Annotated in this window: 15 protein-coding genes and 1 pseudogene; 7 read left to right on the top strand and 9 right to left on the bottom strand. The window is 70.8% G+C overall.

Features of this window, described 5'->3' with window-relative positions:
* Positions 1–23: 23 nt before the first annotated feature.
* The gene (locus BFN33_RS18670; RefSeq protein ID WP_069761222.1) at positions 24–1445 is read right to left on the bottom strand and encodes a xylan 1,4-beta-xylosidase; all 1422 of its coding nucleotides are present in this window, start codon (positions 1443–1445) and stop codon (positions 24–26) included.
* A gap of 167 nt (positions 1446–1612) precedes the next feature.
* On the opposite strand from BFN33_RS18670, the gene BFN33_RS18665 reads away from it, so the two are divergent.
* On the top strand, positions 1613–2707 hold the full coding sequence (locus tag BFN33_RS18665; RefSeq protein WP_069761860.1) for a DUF5925 domain-containing protein: 1095 nt from the start codon (positions 1613–1615) through the stop codon (positions 2705–2707).
* 15 nt (positions 2708–2722) lie between these two features.
* A complete protein-coding gene (locus BFN33_RS18660; protein WP_069761221.1) occupies positions 2723–3484 on the top strand; it encodes a DUF72 domain-containing protein in 762 nt (253 codons plus the stop codon).
* Here BFN33_RS18660 and BFN33_RS18655 read toward each other — a convergent pair.
* Complete coding sequence (locus tag BFN33_RS18655) at positions 3469–3840, bottom strand: GntR family transcriptional regulator (RefSeq protein ID WP_069761220.1); 372 nt, start codon at positions 3838–3840, stop codon at positions 3469–3471. The two genes, BFN33_RS18660 and BFN33_RS18655, sit on opposite strands and share 16 nt — an antisense overlap.
* A 71-nt stretch (positions 3841–3911) precedes the next feature.
* Between BFN33_RS18655 and BFN33_RS18650 the strand changes: the two genes are divergently transcribed.
* Positions 3912–4841 carry a GNAT family N-acetyltransferase gene (locus BFN33_RS18650; RefSeq protein WP_069761219.1) on the top strand — a complete coding sequence of 310 codons (930 nt, stop codon included), beginning with the start codon at positions 3912–3914 and terminating at the stop codon, positions 4839–4841.
* Positions 4822–5337 carry a DUF402 domain-containing protein gene (locus BFN33_RS18645; protein WP_069761218.1) on the top strand — a complete coding sequence of 172 codons (516 nt, stop codon included), beginning with the start codon at positions 4822–4824 and terminating at the stop codon, positions 5335–5337. The genes BFN33_RS18650 and BFN33_RS18645 overlap by 20 nt, the downstream gene beginning before the upstream one ends.
* Here BFN33_RS18645 and BFN33_RS18640 read toward each other — a convergent pair.
* Entirely contained in the window at positions 5334–5945 is a 612-nt protein-coding gene (locus BFN33_RS18640; RefSeq protein ID WP_069761217.1) for a bifunctional 2-polyprenyl-6-hydroxyphenol methylase/3-demethylubiquinol 3-O-methyltransferase UbiG, read from the bottom strand. The genes BFN33_RS18645 and BFN33_RS18640 overlap by 4 nt on opposite strands.
* Positions 5946–6085: 140 nt before the next feature.
* On the opposite strand from BFN33_RS18640, the gene BFN33_RS54355 reads away from it, so the two are divergent.
* Positions 6086–6220: a hypothetical protein gene (locus BFN33_RS54355; RefSeq protein WP_020117828.1), complete on the top strand. Its 135-nt coding sequence runs from the start codon at positions 6086–6088 to the stop codon at positions 6218–6220.
* Between the two features lie 21 nt (positions 6221–6241).
* Here BFN33_RS54355 and BFN33_RS18635 read toward each other — a convergent pair whose 3' ends face one another.
* On the bottom strand, positions 6242–6691 hold the full coding sequence (locus BFN33_RS18635; protein ID WP_069761216.1) for a GNAT family N-acetyltransferase: 450 nt from the start codon (positions 6689–6691) through the stop codon (positions 6242–6244).
* Between the two features lie 140 nt (positions 6692–6831).
* Between BFN33_RS18635 and BFN33_RS18630 the strand changes: the two genes are divergently transcribed.
* A complete protein-coding gene (locus tag BFN33_RS18630; protein ID WP_069761215.1) occupies positions 6832–7809 on the top strand; it encodes a lytic polysaccharide monooxygenase in 978 nt (325 codons plus the stop codon).
* A 56-nt stretch (positions 7810–7865) separates the two neighbouring features.
* Here BFN33_RS18630 and BFN33_RS18625 read toward each other — a convergent pair whose 3' ends face one another.
* The 3 genes and pseudogenes from BFN33_RS18625 to BFN33_RS18615 form a co-directional block, all read right to left on the bottom strand.
* A complete protein-coding gene (locus tag BFN33_RS18625) occupies positions 7866–8729 on the bottom strand; it encodes a triacylglycerol lipase (RefSeq protein WP_069761214.1) in 864 nt (287 codons plus the stop codon).
* A gap of 171 nt (positions 8730–8900) precedes the next feature.
* Entirely contained in the window at positions 8901–9344 is a 444-nt protein-coding gene (locus BFN33_RS18620; RefSeq protein WP_069761213.1) for a MarR family winged helix-turn-helix transcriptional regulator, read from the bottom strand.
* A 21-nt stretch (positions 9345–9365) separates the two neighbouring features.
* Positions 9366–10997: pseudogene (locus tag BFN33_RS18615) on the bottom strand (IS200/IS605 family accessory protein TnpB-related protein).
* Positions 10998–11236: 239 nt separating this feature from the next.
* Here BFN33_RS18615 and BFN33_RS18610 point away from each other — a divergent pair.
* Complete coding sequence (locus BFN33_RS18610; protein WP_069761211.1) at positions 11237–11611, top strand: cupin domain-containing protein; 375 nt, start codon at positions 11237–11239, stop codon at positions 11609–11611.
* Between the two features lie 3 nt (positions 11612–11614).
* On the opposite strand, the gene BFN33_RS18605 is transcribed toward BFN33_RS18610, so the two are convergent.
* Positions 11615–12583 (bottom strand): hypothetical protein, encoded by a 969-nt coding sequence (locus tag BFN33_RS18605; protein WP_069761210.1) that lies wholly within the window; start codon positions 12581–12583, stop codon positions 11615–11617.
* Positions 12580–16014: a DNA polymerase III subunit alpha gene (locus BFN33_RS18600; protein ID WP_069761209.1), complete on the bottom strand. Its 3435-nt coding sequence runs from the start codon at positions 16012–16014 to the stop codon at positions 12580–12582. The genes BFN33_RS18605 and BFN33_RS18600 overlap by 4 nt, the downstream gene beginning before the upstream one ends.
* Between the last annotated feature and the right edge of the window lie 49 nt (positions 16015–16063).

The following is a 16063-nucleotide window of genomic DNA, read 5'->3' as shown; positions in this document are numbered from 1 at the left end:
AGGTCCTTCGGAGGTCAAGTGGCTCAGCGGGTGAGCCACTTGACCTCGTAGGCCTGCATGTCGAACCGCTTCCCGTCGATCTGTGCGCTGATCTTCCGGTTCAGGGTGTTGACCACCAGCACCGTCCTGTCGGTGGCCAGGACCCGGACGTTGGGCACGTCGTCGGCGGCGACGGAGACGTTCTCGTAGGCGCTCCCCGGCGGGAAGGCCTTGCCGAACCGGTCGACGAGGTCGAACATCGGCAGCTTTCGACCGCCGCCGCTGCCGCTGGTCGGTGTCCAGAGACAGCCCGCGCAGTCCGTGCCCTTCTCGTTCTCCGGGTTCCAGTAGAGGGCGGACGTGGTGCCGCCCTTGGCCAGCGCGATCATTCCGGCGGCCTGCACCGCGGCCCGGCGGTTCTCGGACCAGCCCTCGCGCTCGTCCCGGCTGTCGGCGGGCTCGACGTAGTACTCGGCCCACCACAGCGGCAGGTTCCCGGTCTGCTGCCGCACCCACCGGCTCACCGCGGTGAACTTGTCGGTGGCCGCGAACTCGTTCGGCAGCAGCTCGTCGTCGTTGGTGTAGCTGGAGCCGTCCACGACCACGAAGTCGGCGCCGGCCTTGTTCCTGTTCCAGTAGTCGAAGGCGTCGAGGATCCGCTGGTCCATCGCTCCCCAGGCGCCCTTGAGGGTGGCGGAGGCGTCCTCGGAGCGCGGGTCGACGCTGTCCATGACCAGATACGGTCCGCCCACCATGATCTTGGGGTCGACCTTCTTCAGCGCCTTGTAGACCAGGTTGTAGAGCCGGGTGTACCCCTCGTAGTCCCAGCGGGCCTTCGTGTCGTTCCAGAAGCCCTTGAACTCGTTCCAGACGATGAAGTGACGTACGTCCGGGTAGCGCTTGGCGACGGTCGCGGCGAGCGCGGCGTAGTCCTTGAAGTGCGCGGGATCCGGCGCGGTCTCCAGTGCCGCCTTGCTCCAGTCGGTGTTGCCGACGCCCGCCTCGCCGCCCTTCATCCAGTCCGGAGCGCAGCACAGGGTCACGATCGGTGTGGAGCCGGAGGCGCGGATGAAGTCGATGCGCCGGTCCAGGTCCTCGAAGTCGTAACGCCCCTTGACCGGCTCGGGGTTGTCGGCGCCCCAGCCCATGATGTGCTGGTTCTGCGGGACTCCGCCGGCGTCGGCCAGCAGTCCCTCGACGCGCTCGGTGGCGGCGGAGCTGCCCTCGTCGGCGCTGAACTGGGCGTGGGTGAACCCCCAGCCCACCTCCGGGGTCTCCGCGTCCGGCGTGGTCGTCGGAGTGCCGTGCACCTTGTCGCCGTTGCGCGAGGTGCCGTCGGTGCCCGCGCCGCTGCCCGGAAGCGTGTTGAGGAGTGTCACCACCAGCGCCAGAGCCACCGCGCCCACACCGAGCAGAGCGGTGAGCCGCCACCGCAGTGCCCCCGAATTCCACCCATGACGTCCCATTGAGGGCAACGGTATCCGCGAACACGCCGGTGCGGGCAGATGTCGGAGATGCACAGCTACGTAACAGGGGGTGGAGGACGGAGCGGAAACGCGGGACGGCCGCGACACAACCGGCGCGGCACGGAAACCGGGTGCGGGTGGGGGTCCGGTGCCGGATCATGGGCGGCATGTCTGCGAACCCACACGACGCTCTGCCGATCCGGCTCAACGTCGACGACAGCGACTCACCGTCCGACGTCGTCGACGCGCTGTTCCTCGGCCGCTTCGCGACGGGCGAGCAGCCGTACTCCCACGCGGCCAACATCGACCGGGTCCGCACCGGGGCCACGCTCCTGCCGGCGGGTGCCCGGGTGCTGCGCGTCGCCCGCGACGACGACCGCAGCGCGACGCTCGCCGAGGGGGACGGCTGGACCCTGCTGGTCTCCCGCTGGAACCGCGGCGCAGACGTCACCGTCACCGCCACCGACGCCGAGCTGGCAAAGAGGATCCTCGACCAGGCCACCGACGGCGCGGCGGACGAGCCCCAGCCCCAGCCGGAGAACGTGACGATGGGCTTCTGGTACGTCTCCCCCAGGCGCGGCCCGCATCGCACGACCCGGCAGATCTCCGCGGGCACCTGGGACGAGGTCCGGGACAACTACACGGCACCGGTCGCGGACGCGATGGACACCCTGATGAAGACGACCCCGGAGGACATCGCGGGCCGTCTGCTCCTGCTCCACGGCCCGCCCGGCACCGGCAAGACCTCCGCCCTGCGCACGCTGGCCCGCTCCTGGCGGGACTGGTGCCAGGTGGACTGCGTCCTGGACCCGGAGCGGCTGTTCAGCGACGTCGGCTACCTGATGGACATCGCGATCGGCGAGGAGGACTCGACGGGCAAGGGCCGCTGGCGGCTCCTGCTCCTGGAGGACTGCGACGAGCTGATCCGCGGCGAGGCGAAGCACACGGCGGGCCAGGCCCTGTCCCGTCTGCTGAATCTCACCGACGGCCTGCTGGGCCAGGGCCGCAATGTCCTGGTGGGCGTGACGACCAACGAGGACCTGGAGCGCCTGCACCCCGCCGTGGTCCGGCCCGGCCGCTGTCTTGCCCGGATCGAGGTGGGGCCGCTGACCCGCCGGGAGGCGGTGGGCTGGCTCGGCACCGAGGAGGGCGTGGGCCGTGAGGGAGCGACCCTGGCGGAGCTGTACGCGCTGCGCCGGGGGACGTCACCGACGGCGGTGCCGGAGCCGCGGCCGGGGGCGGACGCGGGGCTGTACCTGTAGTGCTTTGATGGATGCATGACCCTGTTCGTCGGCACGTCGGGGTGGCAGTACAAGGACTGGCGGGGCGTCCTCTACCCCGAAGGCGTCCCCGTGCGGCTCTGGCTGGAGCGGTACACGGAGCACTTCCCGACGGTCGAGATCAACAACGCGTTCTACCGGCTGCCGACCCGGGAGACCTTCGAGGCGTGGCGGGAGCGGGTGCCCGGGGACTTCGTGGTGGCGGTGAAGGCGAGCCGGTACCTGACCCACATCAAGCGGCTGAAGGACCCCGACGAGCCGGTGCACCGCCTGATGAGCCATGCGGAGGGGCTGGGCCCGCGGCTGGGCCCGGTGCTTCTCCAGCTCCCCCCGACCCTGCGGACCGACCCGCGGCTGCTGGACGCCTGCCTGGCCTGTTTCCCGTCGTCGACCCGGGTCGCGGTGGAACCCCGCCACGAATCCTGGTGGACACCGGAGACCCGAAAGGTCCTGGAGTCCCGCGGCGCGGCCCTGTGCTGGGCCGACGTCCGGGCCCGCCCGGTGACCCCGCTCTGGCGCACGGCCGACTGGGGATACGTCCGCTTCCACGAGGGCCGGGCGCGGGCGTGGCCGCACTACGGCAGACGGTCGTTGGAGACCTGGGCCGAGCGGATCGAGAGGACCTGGGCCGGGAACGAGGACGTGTACGCGTACTTCAACAACGACCCGAACGGGGCCGCCGTCCGCAACGCGCAGCTGTTCGCCTCTCTGTCGCAGGCCTCCCCGTCTCAGTCCTCCCCCTCTCAGGCCTCCCCGTAGGCCGCCCGCAGCGCGTCCCGTACGGCCGCCAACGCGTCGCTCTCCGTCAGCCCCAGTCGCCGGGCCCGCTCGACGTACGCCTGGGCGGCCGACGCCAGTTCCCGTTCGGCTGCCGAGCCGGCGGCGGCCACGAAGGTGCCGTTGCGCCCCCGTGTCTCGATCACCCCGTCGCTCTCCAGCGCCCGATACGCCTTGGCGACGGTGTTCGCGGCGAGCCCGAGCGACTGGGCGAGCCCGCGCACGGTCGGCAGCCGGTACCCCACCGGCAGCACCCCCGCCCGCGCCTGCTCGGAGATCTGCACCCGCACCTGCTCGTACGGCGGCGCACTGTCGTCGATGTGGATCTTCAAGGTCACGAGCCGATTGTCCCGTACCCGCCGGAAAATGAGAGGCACTCGTGCGACGCCCCCACGTAACGTGCGCCTCCATGACCGTGATCGTGCGCGATCTGCGCCTCCAGGACCCGGCCGACGTCGAGAACTTCACGCACGCCCGCCATCTGGCCCTTCCCCACGTGCTGTGGACCCCGGCCGGCGTCATTCACCGTACGACCCACACCCACCCGGACGCCCACTACCGCTCCCTCGTCGCGGAGGAGGACGGCGAGGTGATCGGCACCGCCCAGCTCGGCCTCGCCCACGACAGCCCGGAGCCCGGCCACGGCTACCTCAACATCAACGTGCGCCCGGACCGCACCCGGCGCGGCGCCGGCGCCCTCCTCGTCCGCGTCGCCGAGGAGCATCTGGCGGCACACGGCGCGACCAGGCTGTATGCCTGGGTGCTGGACGAGCCGCAGAACCGCATGTTCGCCGAGCGGCACGGCTACCAGGCCAGCCGCCCGGCGCACTTCCTGCGCCTGGACCTGACGAACGGCACACTGCCCCCGCTGCAGCCTCCTCCCCCGGGCGTCGAACTGCGCACCGCCGCCGACTTCGCCGACGACCCGCGCCCCGTCTTCGAGCTGGACGCTGAGACGGTGGGGGACGAACCGAGCGATGTGGACACCGAGTTCACGGACTACGACGTGTGGCTCGAGGAGAACTGGAAACACCCGCTCCTCGACCATGCCCTGACCACGATCGCCCTGGTCGACGGCCGCCCCGCCGCCTTCAGCGTCGCCCACACCGACGGCGCCGGCCGTTATGCCACCGCCATGACGGGAACCGCCCGCGCCTTCCGCGGCCGGGGCCTCGCCAAGCTCGCCAAGAACACCTCCCTGCACCGCGCCCGCGCCGCCGGCTGCACGGAGGCCCTCACCGGCAACGACGCCGGCAACGAACCCATGCTCGCGATCAACAAGTGGTTCGGATACGAGATCTGCGCCACGGAGGTACGTCATGTCCGCGAACTCACCTGAGTCCGTTCAGCGTGTGGACGTCGTCCTGCTCAAGGCGGGCCGCACGAAGATCCGTTACGAGGCGGAGCTCCTCGCCGACGACGGCACCCGCATCACCGTCCGGGCCCCCTGGGCGGGCGAGGGCGTCCGCGACTTCGGCTTCGTCCGCTTCGAGCGGGGCGACGTCTTCACCGAGCACTACTGGCGGGACCGCTGGTACGCCGTCAAGGAGGTCAGCTCCTCGGACGGCACCCTGAAGGGCTGGTACTGCGACATCACCCGCCCGGCGGCACTGAACGGCGCCGAGTTGGTCGTGGAGGACCTGGACCTTGACCTGTGGGTCTCGGCCGACGGCACGGACGTACTGCGCCTGGACGAGGACGAGTTCGAGGAGAGCGGTCTGAGGGAGAGGGACCCGGAGGCGGCGTCGGCGGCACTGGCAGCCCTGGACGACTTGGAGGCCATGGCCCACCCCCACGCCGCAGCCGACACTCCAACCCCCTTCCCACCCCTTTAGTCGCCCCTCACCACCACCGCGTACCGCTCGTCGTCCACGTCCTTCCCCCACAGCAGGGAGTCCCCCGACAACCGCTCCACGAGCACCCGCCCAGCGAGCGGCTCCGCCAACCCGCTCACCACCTCGGCCGGAATCCCGACCTTCCCCCACACTCCCTCCACCAGCACCAGCCGCCCACCCGGCCGCAACAACCCCCACCAGTGCCGCAGCACCCGTCCCGGATCCGGCAACGCCCACAGCACATGCCGGCCGAGGACCACATCGAACCGCTGCTCCCCCACCGGAGGATGCGCGGCGTCACCGACAAAGAACACCGCGTCACGCCCGGCGAGCTTGGCGCGCGCCAGCTCCACCATGGCCGGCGAAAGATCCACCCCGGTCACCCGGTGCCCCTGCTCGGCCGCGAGGAGTGACAGGCTGCCGGTCCCGCACCCGAGATCGAGGACGTCGGACGCCCCTCCCGGCAGCCACCCCCGCAGCCGCTCGGCCCAAGCGCCCCTTACCCCGGGGTCCCGCAACCCGTGATCCGGCTCCTCGTCGAAGGAACCCGCTTCGGCGTCCCAGTCCACGTCCGCCGCGCCACCCCTGCCGTCACTGTTCTCCGTCATGCGCCCAAGAGTGACACCCGCCACTGACACTCGAATCGTGACAGCCGCCACTGACAGACCGGCAACCGATGAGGAACTCTCCCCAAAAGGGTCTACCTCCGTGAGAACGCGGAACTCGGTAGGCACTGAAGGAGGCAGCCATGCGCCGTACCACCGTGCAGAAGCCCCTGAAGAGGACGGACGCCCGGCGACTCCCCGAGGAGGCCGACGAGCGCCCCGCGGGACGACCCGAGGTCCGCAAGGACATCGCGCGGACCTGGTGGCCCGACGGCTGACGGCGGCAGGCGTGCCCCGTATCAGACCAGTCGCTTTCGGTAGTGGACGCGGTCGTAGGGCCCGTCCACTCGCCGTTCCACGACCTCATAACCGAACTTCGGATAGATCTCCTGGTTCTCCCACATCATCGCGTTCGTGCAGAGTCTGACCTCTGGCAGGCCCAGCGCACGCGCGTGTGCCTCGACGAACCGCAGCAGCCGCCCTCCCACGCCCTGCCCCTGGGCGTCGGGGCGGACGGCGATGTTGTCGAGGTAGAGGTGGTCGGGGTGCTCCTCGACCACCACGAGCCCGACCACCGGGTCACCGGTGACGAACACCTGCCCCGCGGCCACGTTCGCCGCGTGGTCCCGCTCCATGGGCTGCGGTACGCGTCCGATGCGCTCGATGTAGTGCTCGTACGCGGCGTCGGTCAGGGCTTTCACGGTCGGTACGTCGGCCGCGACGGCGGGTCGGATCTCCTCGTTCGTCATGCGCGCACGCTATCCACCTGATCTGCGCCTCAGCACTCCCTTAAGAGGGCCATAAAGATCGCCACCGACCGTCACAAGCTGGGGATTTCACGGTTTCTTTGATCCGGCACCCATCAGTACCGGTTCCGAGGAGATCCCCCATGCCCGCACGCCGCAAGGCCGCAGCCGTCGTCGCCGTCGGCCTGGCCCCGCTCGCCCTGACCACGCTGGCCACCGGGCCCGCGTCCGCGCACGGCTCGATGGGCGACCCGGTCAGCCGGATCTCGCAGTGCTACGCGGAGGGCCCCGAGAGCCCGAAGTCCGACGCGTGCAGGGCGGCGGTCGCGGCGGGCGGCACGCAGGCGCTCTACGACTGGAACGGCGTCCGCATCGGCGACGCGAACGGACGGCACCAGGAACTGATCCCGGACGGCAGGCTGTGCAGCGCGAACAACGACGAGTTCAAGGGGCTCGACCTGGCCCGCGCGGACTGGCCGGCGACGAACGTGAGCAGCGGGTCGTACACCTTCAAGTACCGCGTGACCGCTCCGCACAAGGGCACCTTCAAGGTGTACCTCACCAAGCCAGTCTACGACCCGGCGCAGCCGCTGGGCTGGGACGATCTGGACCTGTCGGACCCGGTCGCGACGGCCACCGACCCGGTCGCCTCGGGCGGCTTCTACACGTTCTCCGGCACGCTCCCGGAGCGCTCCGGGAGACAGCTTCTCTATGCGATCTGGCAGCGCTCGGACAGCCCGGAGGCGTTCTACTCCTGCTCGGACGTGACGTTCGGCGGCGACCCGGGTGGTACGGCGAGCAGTCCGAGCCCGGTCCCGAGCGCCTCCGCTCCCTCCGAGGAGCAGATCGAGGACGGCAGCGACAAGTCGACGGTGGAGCACGAAGGGCACGGTGACAACGACGCCAGTACGTCGGCGGAGCCGGTGGCCGGGACGCCGAGCGCTCCGGCCAACGACGTGAAGGCGGCGGGCACTTCACAGAACCTCGCCGAGACGGGCGGGGACGGCAGCACGTCGTATCTCGCGATGGGCGGTGCTGCCACGCTCGCGGCCGGCGCGGCGATCCTGTTCGGTTCGGTGCGGCGGCGCGCGGTGAACGGCGGTGGACGGCAGGGCCGTTGACCGAACGATCTCCGGGGCCTGACCGGCGGCTCAGGCCGGACAGGCCCCGGCGTCGGTCAACTGAACGCCGACGCGCAGGTGGTGGGGGTGGCGTGGGTGGGGTCGAGGGCGTTGGCCACCTCGTGGAAGGCGATCCGGTCGAACAGCCCGATGGCCACGTGCTCGGAGAGATCGAGCGCGCACAGGTCCTGCAGCAGGACGTTGTGGACGCCGGATCCGCTGAGGAACTGGCTCCGGTACGGGGTGACGACCTCGTCGTACTTGGTGGCGAGGACGGTGTACTTGACGCCGGGGACGGTGTCGCCCCCTTCGTTGAGTCTGGCGAGGAAGGGCGAGCCGACGACCTGGTCGGCGAGGGCCGGGGTGTTGGTGGTGAGCAGGTCCTGGATGCCCGGGAAGTACGGCAGCAGGTTGGTGATGCCGGACAGAGTGGTTCCGTGGTTGTCGGGAGCGATGCCGACGAGGGCGTTCACCTTGGCGGCTCCGCCGAGGAACTTGAGGTAGTAGCGAGGCATCAGGCCGCCCTGCGAGTGACCGACGAGGTCGGTCTCGGGGGCTCCGGTGGCGTCGAGCACCTTGTCGACGAAGGTCTTCAGCTGCTCCGCCGACCTGTCGATGGGGCCGAGGCCGTAGAAGAGGGGTACTCCGGAGAGTTGGCCGTAGTCGAAGGAGAAGACGCAGTAGTCGCGGTTCTCCAGGTAAGGGGCGAGGGCCAGCCAGTTGTCCACGGAGTTGGCGAAGGTGCCGTGGACGAGGACGACGGGGCGGGGGTGCGCGGCGGAGGGCTTGCAGGTGTAGTCGTTCCAACCGCTGGTCGGGGCGGTCGCCGCCTGGGCGGCTCCGGCAGCGGGGACGACGGCGACCGCGGCGGTCAGGAGCAGGGCGGCGAGGGGTCTGAGCAGTCGTTTCCAGGGCAGCATCGAGTGATCTCCTTGCGGCTCAAGGGAGTTGCGATGGCTGTACGCCCTGTGACCCGGATCACGAGGATGCTGTTCAATTCGAAAGTTACGGACGAGTAGTGCGCTTGTGAAGTTACGCGTCAGTAAAAACTTGCAGTGTTAACCGCGCCGGATGCATCCACTGATGAACCGTCACCAGGTGGGCCTGATAGGACCCTTGGGAGCAATGCGCCCCAATCGGTCGCACAACGCGCGCACATCACCCTCGCCGAGTACATCGATCCACGACCGCACGGCCTCCGCCGCGGCCTCCTCCGCCGCGCGCGTGCAGGACCATCCCCGCTCCGTCAGCACGACCAGCCGGGCCCGCGCGTCCACGGGATGCGGCCGCCGCTCGGCGTACCCCTTGCGCACGATCTCGTCGACCAACTGACTCGCGGCCTGCTTGGTCACGCCGAGATGACCGGCCAACTCGGTGACCGTGGCCCCGTCCGGCGCGAGCCGCGTGAAGGCGAAGCCCCAGGCGGGGCGCGCCTCGAACCCCCGGGCCACGACCCCGTCGTTGATGCGCTGGGTCAGGTCGCCGGCGGCGGCGAGCAGGTTGGCGGCCAGGGCGAGGGCTTCGGAGTTCTGCACTCAGGCATTGAAACACCGCTCCTAGGGGCTGAGCGGGAGTGAGTCCTGTTGCCAGGTCTCGTGCTCAGCCGAACGCCCCGGACGGTGTTGGGCGTTCTGGTTGCCCGCGTTCGCTCCGCGTCCGGCGCCGGCGGATCGTGTCCGTGGTCCGGGGATGCGGGGGCGGGTTCCCTCACGCCCGGGGACGCCCGGTCCGGCCTGGACGGTCCGATGCCCCTGCTCATCACTCCGGTGAGCAGGGGGCGGTGCCGTCCGTCGCCGGACCGGGTGCCCCTGGGCGCGCCTTCCGATCGCCACGGCAGCAGCATCATGGCGAGTGGTCTTGCGGTTCTTCGTGGTGAGAGGCTTCTGCCAGTACTGGGCACCCCAACGGCTGGTGTAGGCCGGGTCGACGGCGATGACCACGATGCCCGTCTGGTCGGCCATCGACGCCAGCCGGGCGCGGAGCTTGCCGGTGGGCATGCCGGAGATCAGCTGACGGAACCGCCTCTTGCGGCCGTGCTTCTCCCGGGTCTTCTCGGCGGCGAAGTCCAGGTCCTCCACCGCGATCGCCTTCAGACCGCAAGCGCGGGCCCAGTAAAGCAAGCCGGTCAGGGCGTGGCGGACCTGGGCGTCACGATGTGACGCGGTGCCGGTCAGATCGTAGAAGAAGCGGCGCGGGGCACCGGTCGGGTTGCCGTGGACATCGAGGCGCCAGGCGGCCAGATGATCGGCGTTCATGTCGACACCGATCACACCGTGCGCAAGCGCGGCCTCAATCGGGAGAGCGGGGGTGAGCGGGATCTGCCAGGAGGCAGTCAGGTACCAGCGGTCCCGGCCGACGTCGTAGTGAACGCGGTAGGCGATGGCCCGGTCGGTCGCGACGCGGTCGGCCCACTCGCTTCCCCGGTGCGCGAACGCGACCCGGCAGGCAAGGACGTAGCGTCCGTGCGGGGCGTTCGCCAGATATGTGAGCGGCGCGGGCAGCTTGATACTCACCTCACCGTCGGGGCTGACCCGGATCGTCTCGTTGCCATACCGCTTGCCGGACTCCCCGTCCGCCTGGCAGAACCAGCGCTCCGCCTCCCAACGCTCGCGCCATGCGCCCTCGGTCAGCCCGGCCGCCTCCAGGTGGTGCCGGGTGCGGGCCAGACGCTTGCCACCCCGCACGACGTGCACGATGCCGGCCTCGCGGTCGGCCCGCGCGGCAGCCAGCCGGTCCTGAAGCACCCGCAGCCGCCGGGACTTCGCATGCCACTCCCGCCGCGACCGGTAACCCCCCGGCGCCCCATTGGGCCCCTTGTGGCCGATCGGCTGGGACAGCCGGTCCTCGATCGTGCGAATGCCCGCTTCCAGGTTCTGGATGTGCGCCGACTGCCCACGCCGGGCCAGCGCCCACTGGTCGTGCGAGGCCTTGGTGATACTGCCCGCCCACCGCGACGAAGCGAGCGGCGTCAACTCCCGCTTGCGCACCGCCCACGCCTGACCGGAATGCTCCAGGCCGTCCCGGCAGCGCGCCTTGAGATCCTTCGAGGCCAACGACCCCAGATGTCCGCCGACCTGGCGCAACACCTCCTCATCGCCGGGCGTCAGCTGCTTGAGGCGGGTCCGGACGGCCACACCACCGGGACCGGACGCGACGAACGGCGCGGCGAGACTCCTCAGTTCACCCACCCTGTCACCCCCGCCCGGCCCCACCCGACGATCCCGTCGCCATGGGAAACGAGCACCACCCGTGAAGGTCACGCATTCGATGAGGGAACGCCAGTTCCTCGCTGAAACCGACACCATCACCGAGGCACGAACGCACCCCAGCGGCAGCAGCTCCAAACCCTTGACGAATTGGTCAAGCAGCTTGACCATAGACATACATAGTCAACCTGCTTGACCATCTACCGATCCGGAGGTCCCGCATGCCCGTAGTCCGCTCGTCCGATGCCGTCACCCACGAGATCCACGGCGCCCGGTTCGTCTCGTACGCCACTCCTCTCAGCGGCGCCAAGGAGCTCTGCGCCTGGCGCGGCGAGATCCCCGCGGGGACGAAGGCGCCGTCTCACACCGTCAGCCGCGAGGAGATCTTCCACCTGCTCATCGGCGAACTCCTGATCACTCTCGACGACACCACCCACCGGATCACCGCGGGCGACACGGTGATCGTCAACCCCGGCGCGACCTTCGCCGTCGAGAACCCCACCGATCACACCGCCCTCACCTGGGTCACCACCTCCATCGGCCTGGAGGCGGAACTGGCCGACGGCACCCGCATCACTCCGCCGTGGGCCAACTGACCCCTACGCCGCCAGCGCACCCGGCAGCACCGCGAGCGGTCCGAACCGGGCCCGGGCGCGGTCCGCGGCCTCCTCGATACGGCGGAGCTTGTCGTCGGTGGGATCGAAGGTGAGCTGGTGGGAGGCCTGTTCGGCGGGGTCGAGGCCCTCCGCGCGCAGGGAGAGGGAGCGGACTCGGGCACGCTGGAGACCTAGGGCCTCGTACATGTCGTACGCCGCCCTGGTCAGGGCCACCGAGTGGGCGGTGGGTTCACCGAGGGTGCGGCTGCGGGTGGTCGCGCTGCGGTCGGCGTAGCGCACGGTGAGGGTCAGGGTGCGGCAGACCTTGTCGAGGGCGCGCAGCCGGGAGCCCAGTTCCTCGGCGGCGGAGAGCAGCGCGCGGCGGTGCCGGTCGGGGTCCAGCTCGTCGCGGGTGAAGGGGCGTTCGGTGGCGAGGGAGCGCGAGACGCCGTTCGGGACCACCCGGCCGCGGTCCACGCCGTTCGCCCTCTCGTGCAGTTCGCGGCCGACCTTGGCGCCGACCAGGCGCTGGAGCGTGGACAGGGGTGCGGCGGCGACCCGGCCCAGGGTGTCGAGGCCGTACTCGCACAGGACGCGGGCGGTCGCGCCGCCGACGCCGGGGAGCGCGGCGACGGGCCGGCCGGCGAGGAAGTCCGCCACCGCGCCCTTCGGGACCGCACAGGTCACCCCGGGTCGGGCGTCCTTCAGTGCCATGCGGGCCAGCATCGGGCCGGGTCCGGCGCCGATCGCGCAGTCGACGCCGTGCAGGGCGAGGGCGCGGACCCGGATCACCGAGGCCAGTTCGACGGCGTCCCGCTTGAAGTACCGTTCGGCGCCCCGCAGATCGGCCAGTGCCCGGTCCGGCGGCAGTGCTTCGACGACCGGCGTGAACTCCTCGAGGAGGCCGAGCAGTTCGGGCAGGGCCGCCTCCCGCGTCGGCGGCAGCTGGAAACGTACGCAGAGGATGGTCATCCCGCACTCCCCGGGCTCTGGTGCCACAACTTCCGTATCTGTGAAGGCTCTTGACCCGCCGGTCGCAGATCGGCCCATGGATGCAGTTCGTATCCCGTCGGCATTTGGATTCGCCTGCCGCCGGTCGGATCCCCGGCCGCGTCACCGGCCCGCTCCGGCACCGGTTCGGCCAGCCGTGCCGCCACCGCGTCGAGGCCTTCCCCGGCCCGCAGTTCGACCAGTTCGGCGAGGTTCCAGGCGGCCGCGCCCACCACGCTGAGGCTGCGCGGGCCGCGCCGCTGCACCACCCCGCGCACCAGCAGCAGCCAGGAGTGGAAGACGGTGTGCGCGCAGGCGTCGTGGGAGTCGTCGAAGAAGGCGAGGTCGACCAGGCCGGTGCCGTCGTCCAGGGTGGTGAAGATGACCCGCTTGCCGGACCGGATCGGCGGTGTCTGGGTGGCCGCCTTGGCCCCCGCGACCAGCACGGCCTCGCCGTGCCGCGCCTCCCGCAGCCGTCGTGCGCTGACCACGCCCAACTCCGTCAGGAACTCCTGGTGGTCGTCCATCAGATTGCGCGAGACGTCCATCGACAGCACTCCCAGCTCGGCGCTGAGTTTCTCCACGGAGGAGAGATCCGGCAGCCCGACCGAGGCCGTCTTCCGCCCGCCGGACAAGGGGAGTTGGGCCCCACGGCCCCCGCGTGCGCCCCGGTGCAGCTCGGTCAGATGCAGTTGCAGATCACGCCGGTTGGCGCCGAAGTCGTCCAACGCCCCTACTTGCGCAAGCCGTTGAGCCACCGGTCGGCTCGGACGGGCCCGCTCCCAGAAGTCCAGCAGTGAGGCGTACGGCTGTCCCTCGGCGATCCGTGCCGCCTCGGCCTCGCTGATGCCGTGCACGTCGGAGAGGGCCAGCCGAAGTCCCCACACGGCAGAGGATTCAGACACCAGTTCGATACGATGTGCGACCCCCGACACGTTCACGTCCAACGGCAGGATCGGCACCCCGCGCCGCCGCGCGTCCGCCAGCAGCAGCCGCTTCGGATACATCCCGGGGTCGTGCGTGAGCAGCCCGGCGTAGAAGGCCGCCGGGTGGTGCGCCTTCAGCCACGCCGACTGGTACGTCGGTACGGCGAAGGCGACCGCGTGCGCCTTGCAGAAGCCGTACGACCCGAAGGCCTCGATGATCTCCCAGGTCCGCTGAATCGTTTCCGCGCTGTATCCGTTCGCCGCCGCGTGCTGCGCGAACCAGAACCGGATCCGCCCCTGCGACTCCGGGTCGGACAGCCCACGCCGCACCCGGTCCGCCTCGCCGCGTCCGCACCCGGTCATGATGTCGACGATGTCGATGATCTGCTCGTGGAAGACGACGACCCCGTACGTCTCCTTCAGCGGCCGCTCCAGATCACGGTGCGGATACCGGACGGGCGCCCGCCCGTGCCGTGCCTCGATGAACGGCCGCACCATGTCGGCGGCGACCGGACCGGGCCGGAAGAGCGAGATGTCGACGACGAGATCGTCGAACGTGGCCGGCTGCAACCGCCCGACCAGGTCCCGCTGCCCCGGCGACTCGATCTGGAAGCACCCCAACGTCTCGGTGGACCGGATGAGTCGATACGTCGCCGGGTCACCCGGCGGTACGGCGTCCAGGTCGACCCGCTCCCCCGTCGCCCGCTCCACCTCCGCGACCGCGTGCGCCATCGCCGACTGCATCCGCACGCCCAGCACATCGAGCTTGAGCAGCCCGAGATCCTCGACGTCCTCCTTGTCGAACTGCGACATGGGAAACCCCTCGCCGCTGGTCGGCATGACCGGCGTACGGCGGAGCAGGGTCGCGTCGGAGAGCAGCACCCCGCACGGATGCATGGCGATCCCCCGGGGAAGCGCGTCGAGGGCCTCGACCAGCTCCCACAGCCTGCCGTGACGCTGCTTCTCTTCTGCCAGCGCCTTGAGTTCGGGCAGTTCCTCCAGGGCCGCGCGGGCGTCACGCGCCCGGATGTGCGGGAAGGACTTGGCGATGCGGTCGATGTCGGCGGGGTCCATGGACAGGGCCGCCCCCACGTCCCGGATCGCGTGCCGCACCCGGTACGTCTCCGGCATCGCGACGGTGGCGACCCGCTCGGTCCCGAACCGCCCGATGATCGCCCGGTAGACCTCGAGGCGGCGCGCGGACTCCACGTCGATGTCGATGTCGGGCAGCACGAGCCGCCGCGTGGACAGGAACCGCTCCATCAGCAGCCCGTGCTCGACGGGATCGGCGTGGGCGATCCCGAGAAGGTGGTTGACCAGGGACCCGGCGCCGGAGCCACGTGCGGCGACCCGGATGCCCATGTCCCGTACGTCGTCGACGACTTGAGCGACCGTCAGGAAGTAGGAGGCGAAGCCGTGGTGAGCGATGATGTCCAGTTCCTCGTGCATCCGCTCCCAGTAGGCGGGCCTGCCCGCGTACCCCTTCCGCACCATCCCGGCCGCCGCCCGCGAGGCCAGTGTCCGCTGGGCGGTGCGGCGGCCCGCGCCGACGAGGTGCGGCTCGGGGAAGTGGACGGTGCCGATCCCGAGGTCGTCCTCGGGGTCGACCAGACACTCGGCGGCCGTCGCCTGTGTCTGCTCCAGCAGCCGGTGCGCGGTGTCGCGCCGGAAGCCCGCGGCCTCGACGATCCTCTCGGCGGCCGCCAGCATGGCCCCCGCGTCCTTGAGCCAGGCCTCACCGGAGTCCAGTTCCTTGACGGCGCCGACGGGGACGAGGCGGCGGGCGGAATCCAGCACGTCGGCGACCGGGCCCAGGCCTGCGTCGGCGTACCGTACGGCATTGCTGAGCACGGGGCGGACCCGCTGCTCGGCGGCGAAGCCGACCGTACGGGCGGCCAGCCGCAGGGAGCCCGGCCCGGTGCCCTTACGCCCGTGCCAGACGGCTTCGAGCCGCAGGGCGTCGCCGTAGGTCTCGCGCCAGGGAACGAGCAGCCGGGCGGCCCGGTCCGGACGGCCGGCGGCGAGGGCCCGGCCGACATCGGAGTCGGGCCCGAGCAGCACGGTCAGCCCGTCCCCCCGGTTCTCGGCCCGGGGCAGCAGCGGCGTGCCCCGCTCGCCCTTGTCCGAGTGCGCCGCGGTGACGAGCCGGCACAGGTCGGCCCAGCCGCGGGCACCGTCCCGGGCGAGAAAGGTGACCCGGGGAGCCGACTCGTCGACGAAGGCACCTCCGCGCACGGGAGCACGGCGCCGGTCCTGCCGTACGGGCTCGGCCTCCTCCACGGCCAGCCCCACGCCGAACAACGGCCGCACCCCCGCCTTCGCACAAGCCTTGGCGAACCGGACCGTGCCCGCGAGGGTGTCGCGGTCGGTGAGGGCGAGGGCGTCCATCCCCCGCTCGGAGGCGCGCTCGGCGAGGCGCTCCGGGTGCGAGGCGCCGTAGCGCAGGGAGAACCCGGAAACGGTGTGCAGATGGGTGAAGCCAGGCATCCGCACCTCCCGCTGTCGAACATCAGTTCCCTATCGCCTCACCTCCACC

The organism is Streptomyces sp. LUP47B (assembly GCF_001746295.1).
Classification (GTDB): domain Bacteria; phylum Actinomycetota; class Actinomycetes; order Streptomycetales; family Streptomycetaceae; genus Streptomyces.
The sequence above is the reverse complement of the archived record's forward strand: the minus strand, read 5'-3'. Positions and strand labels throughout refer to the sequence as shown.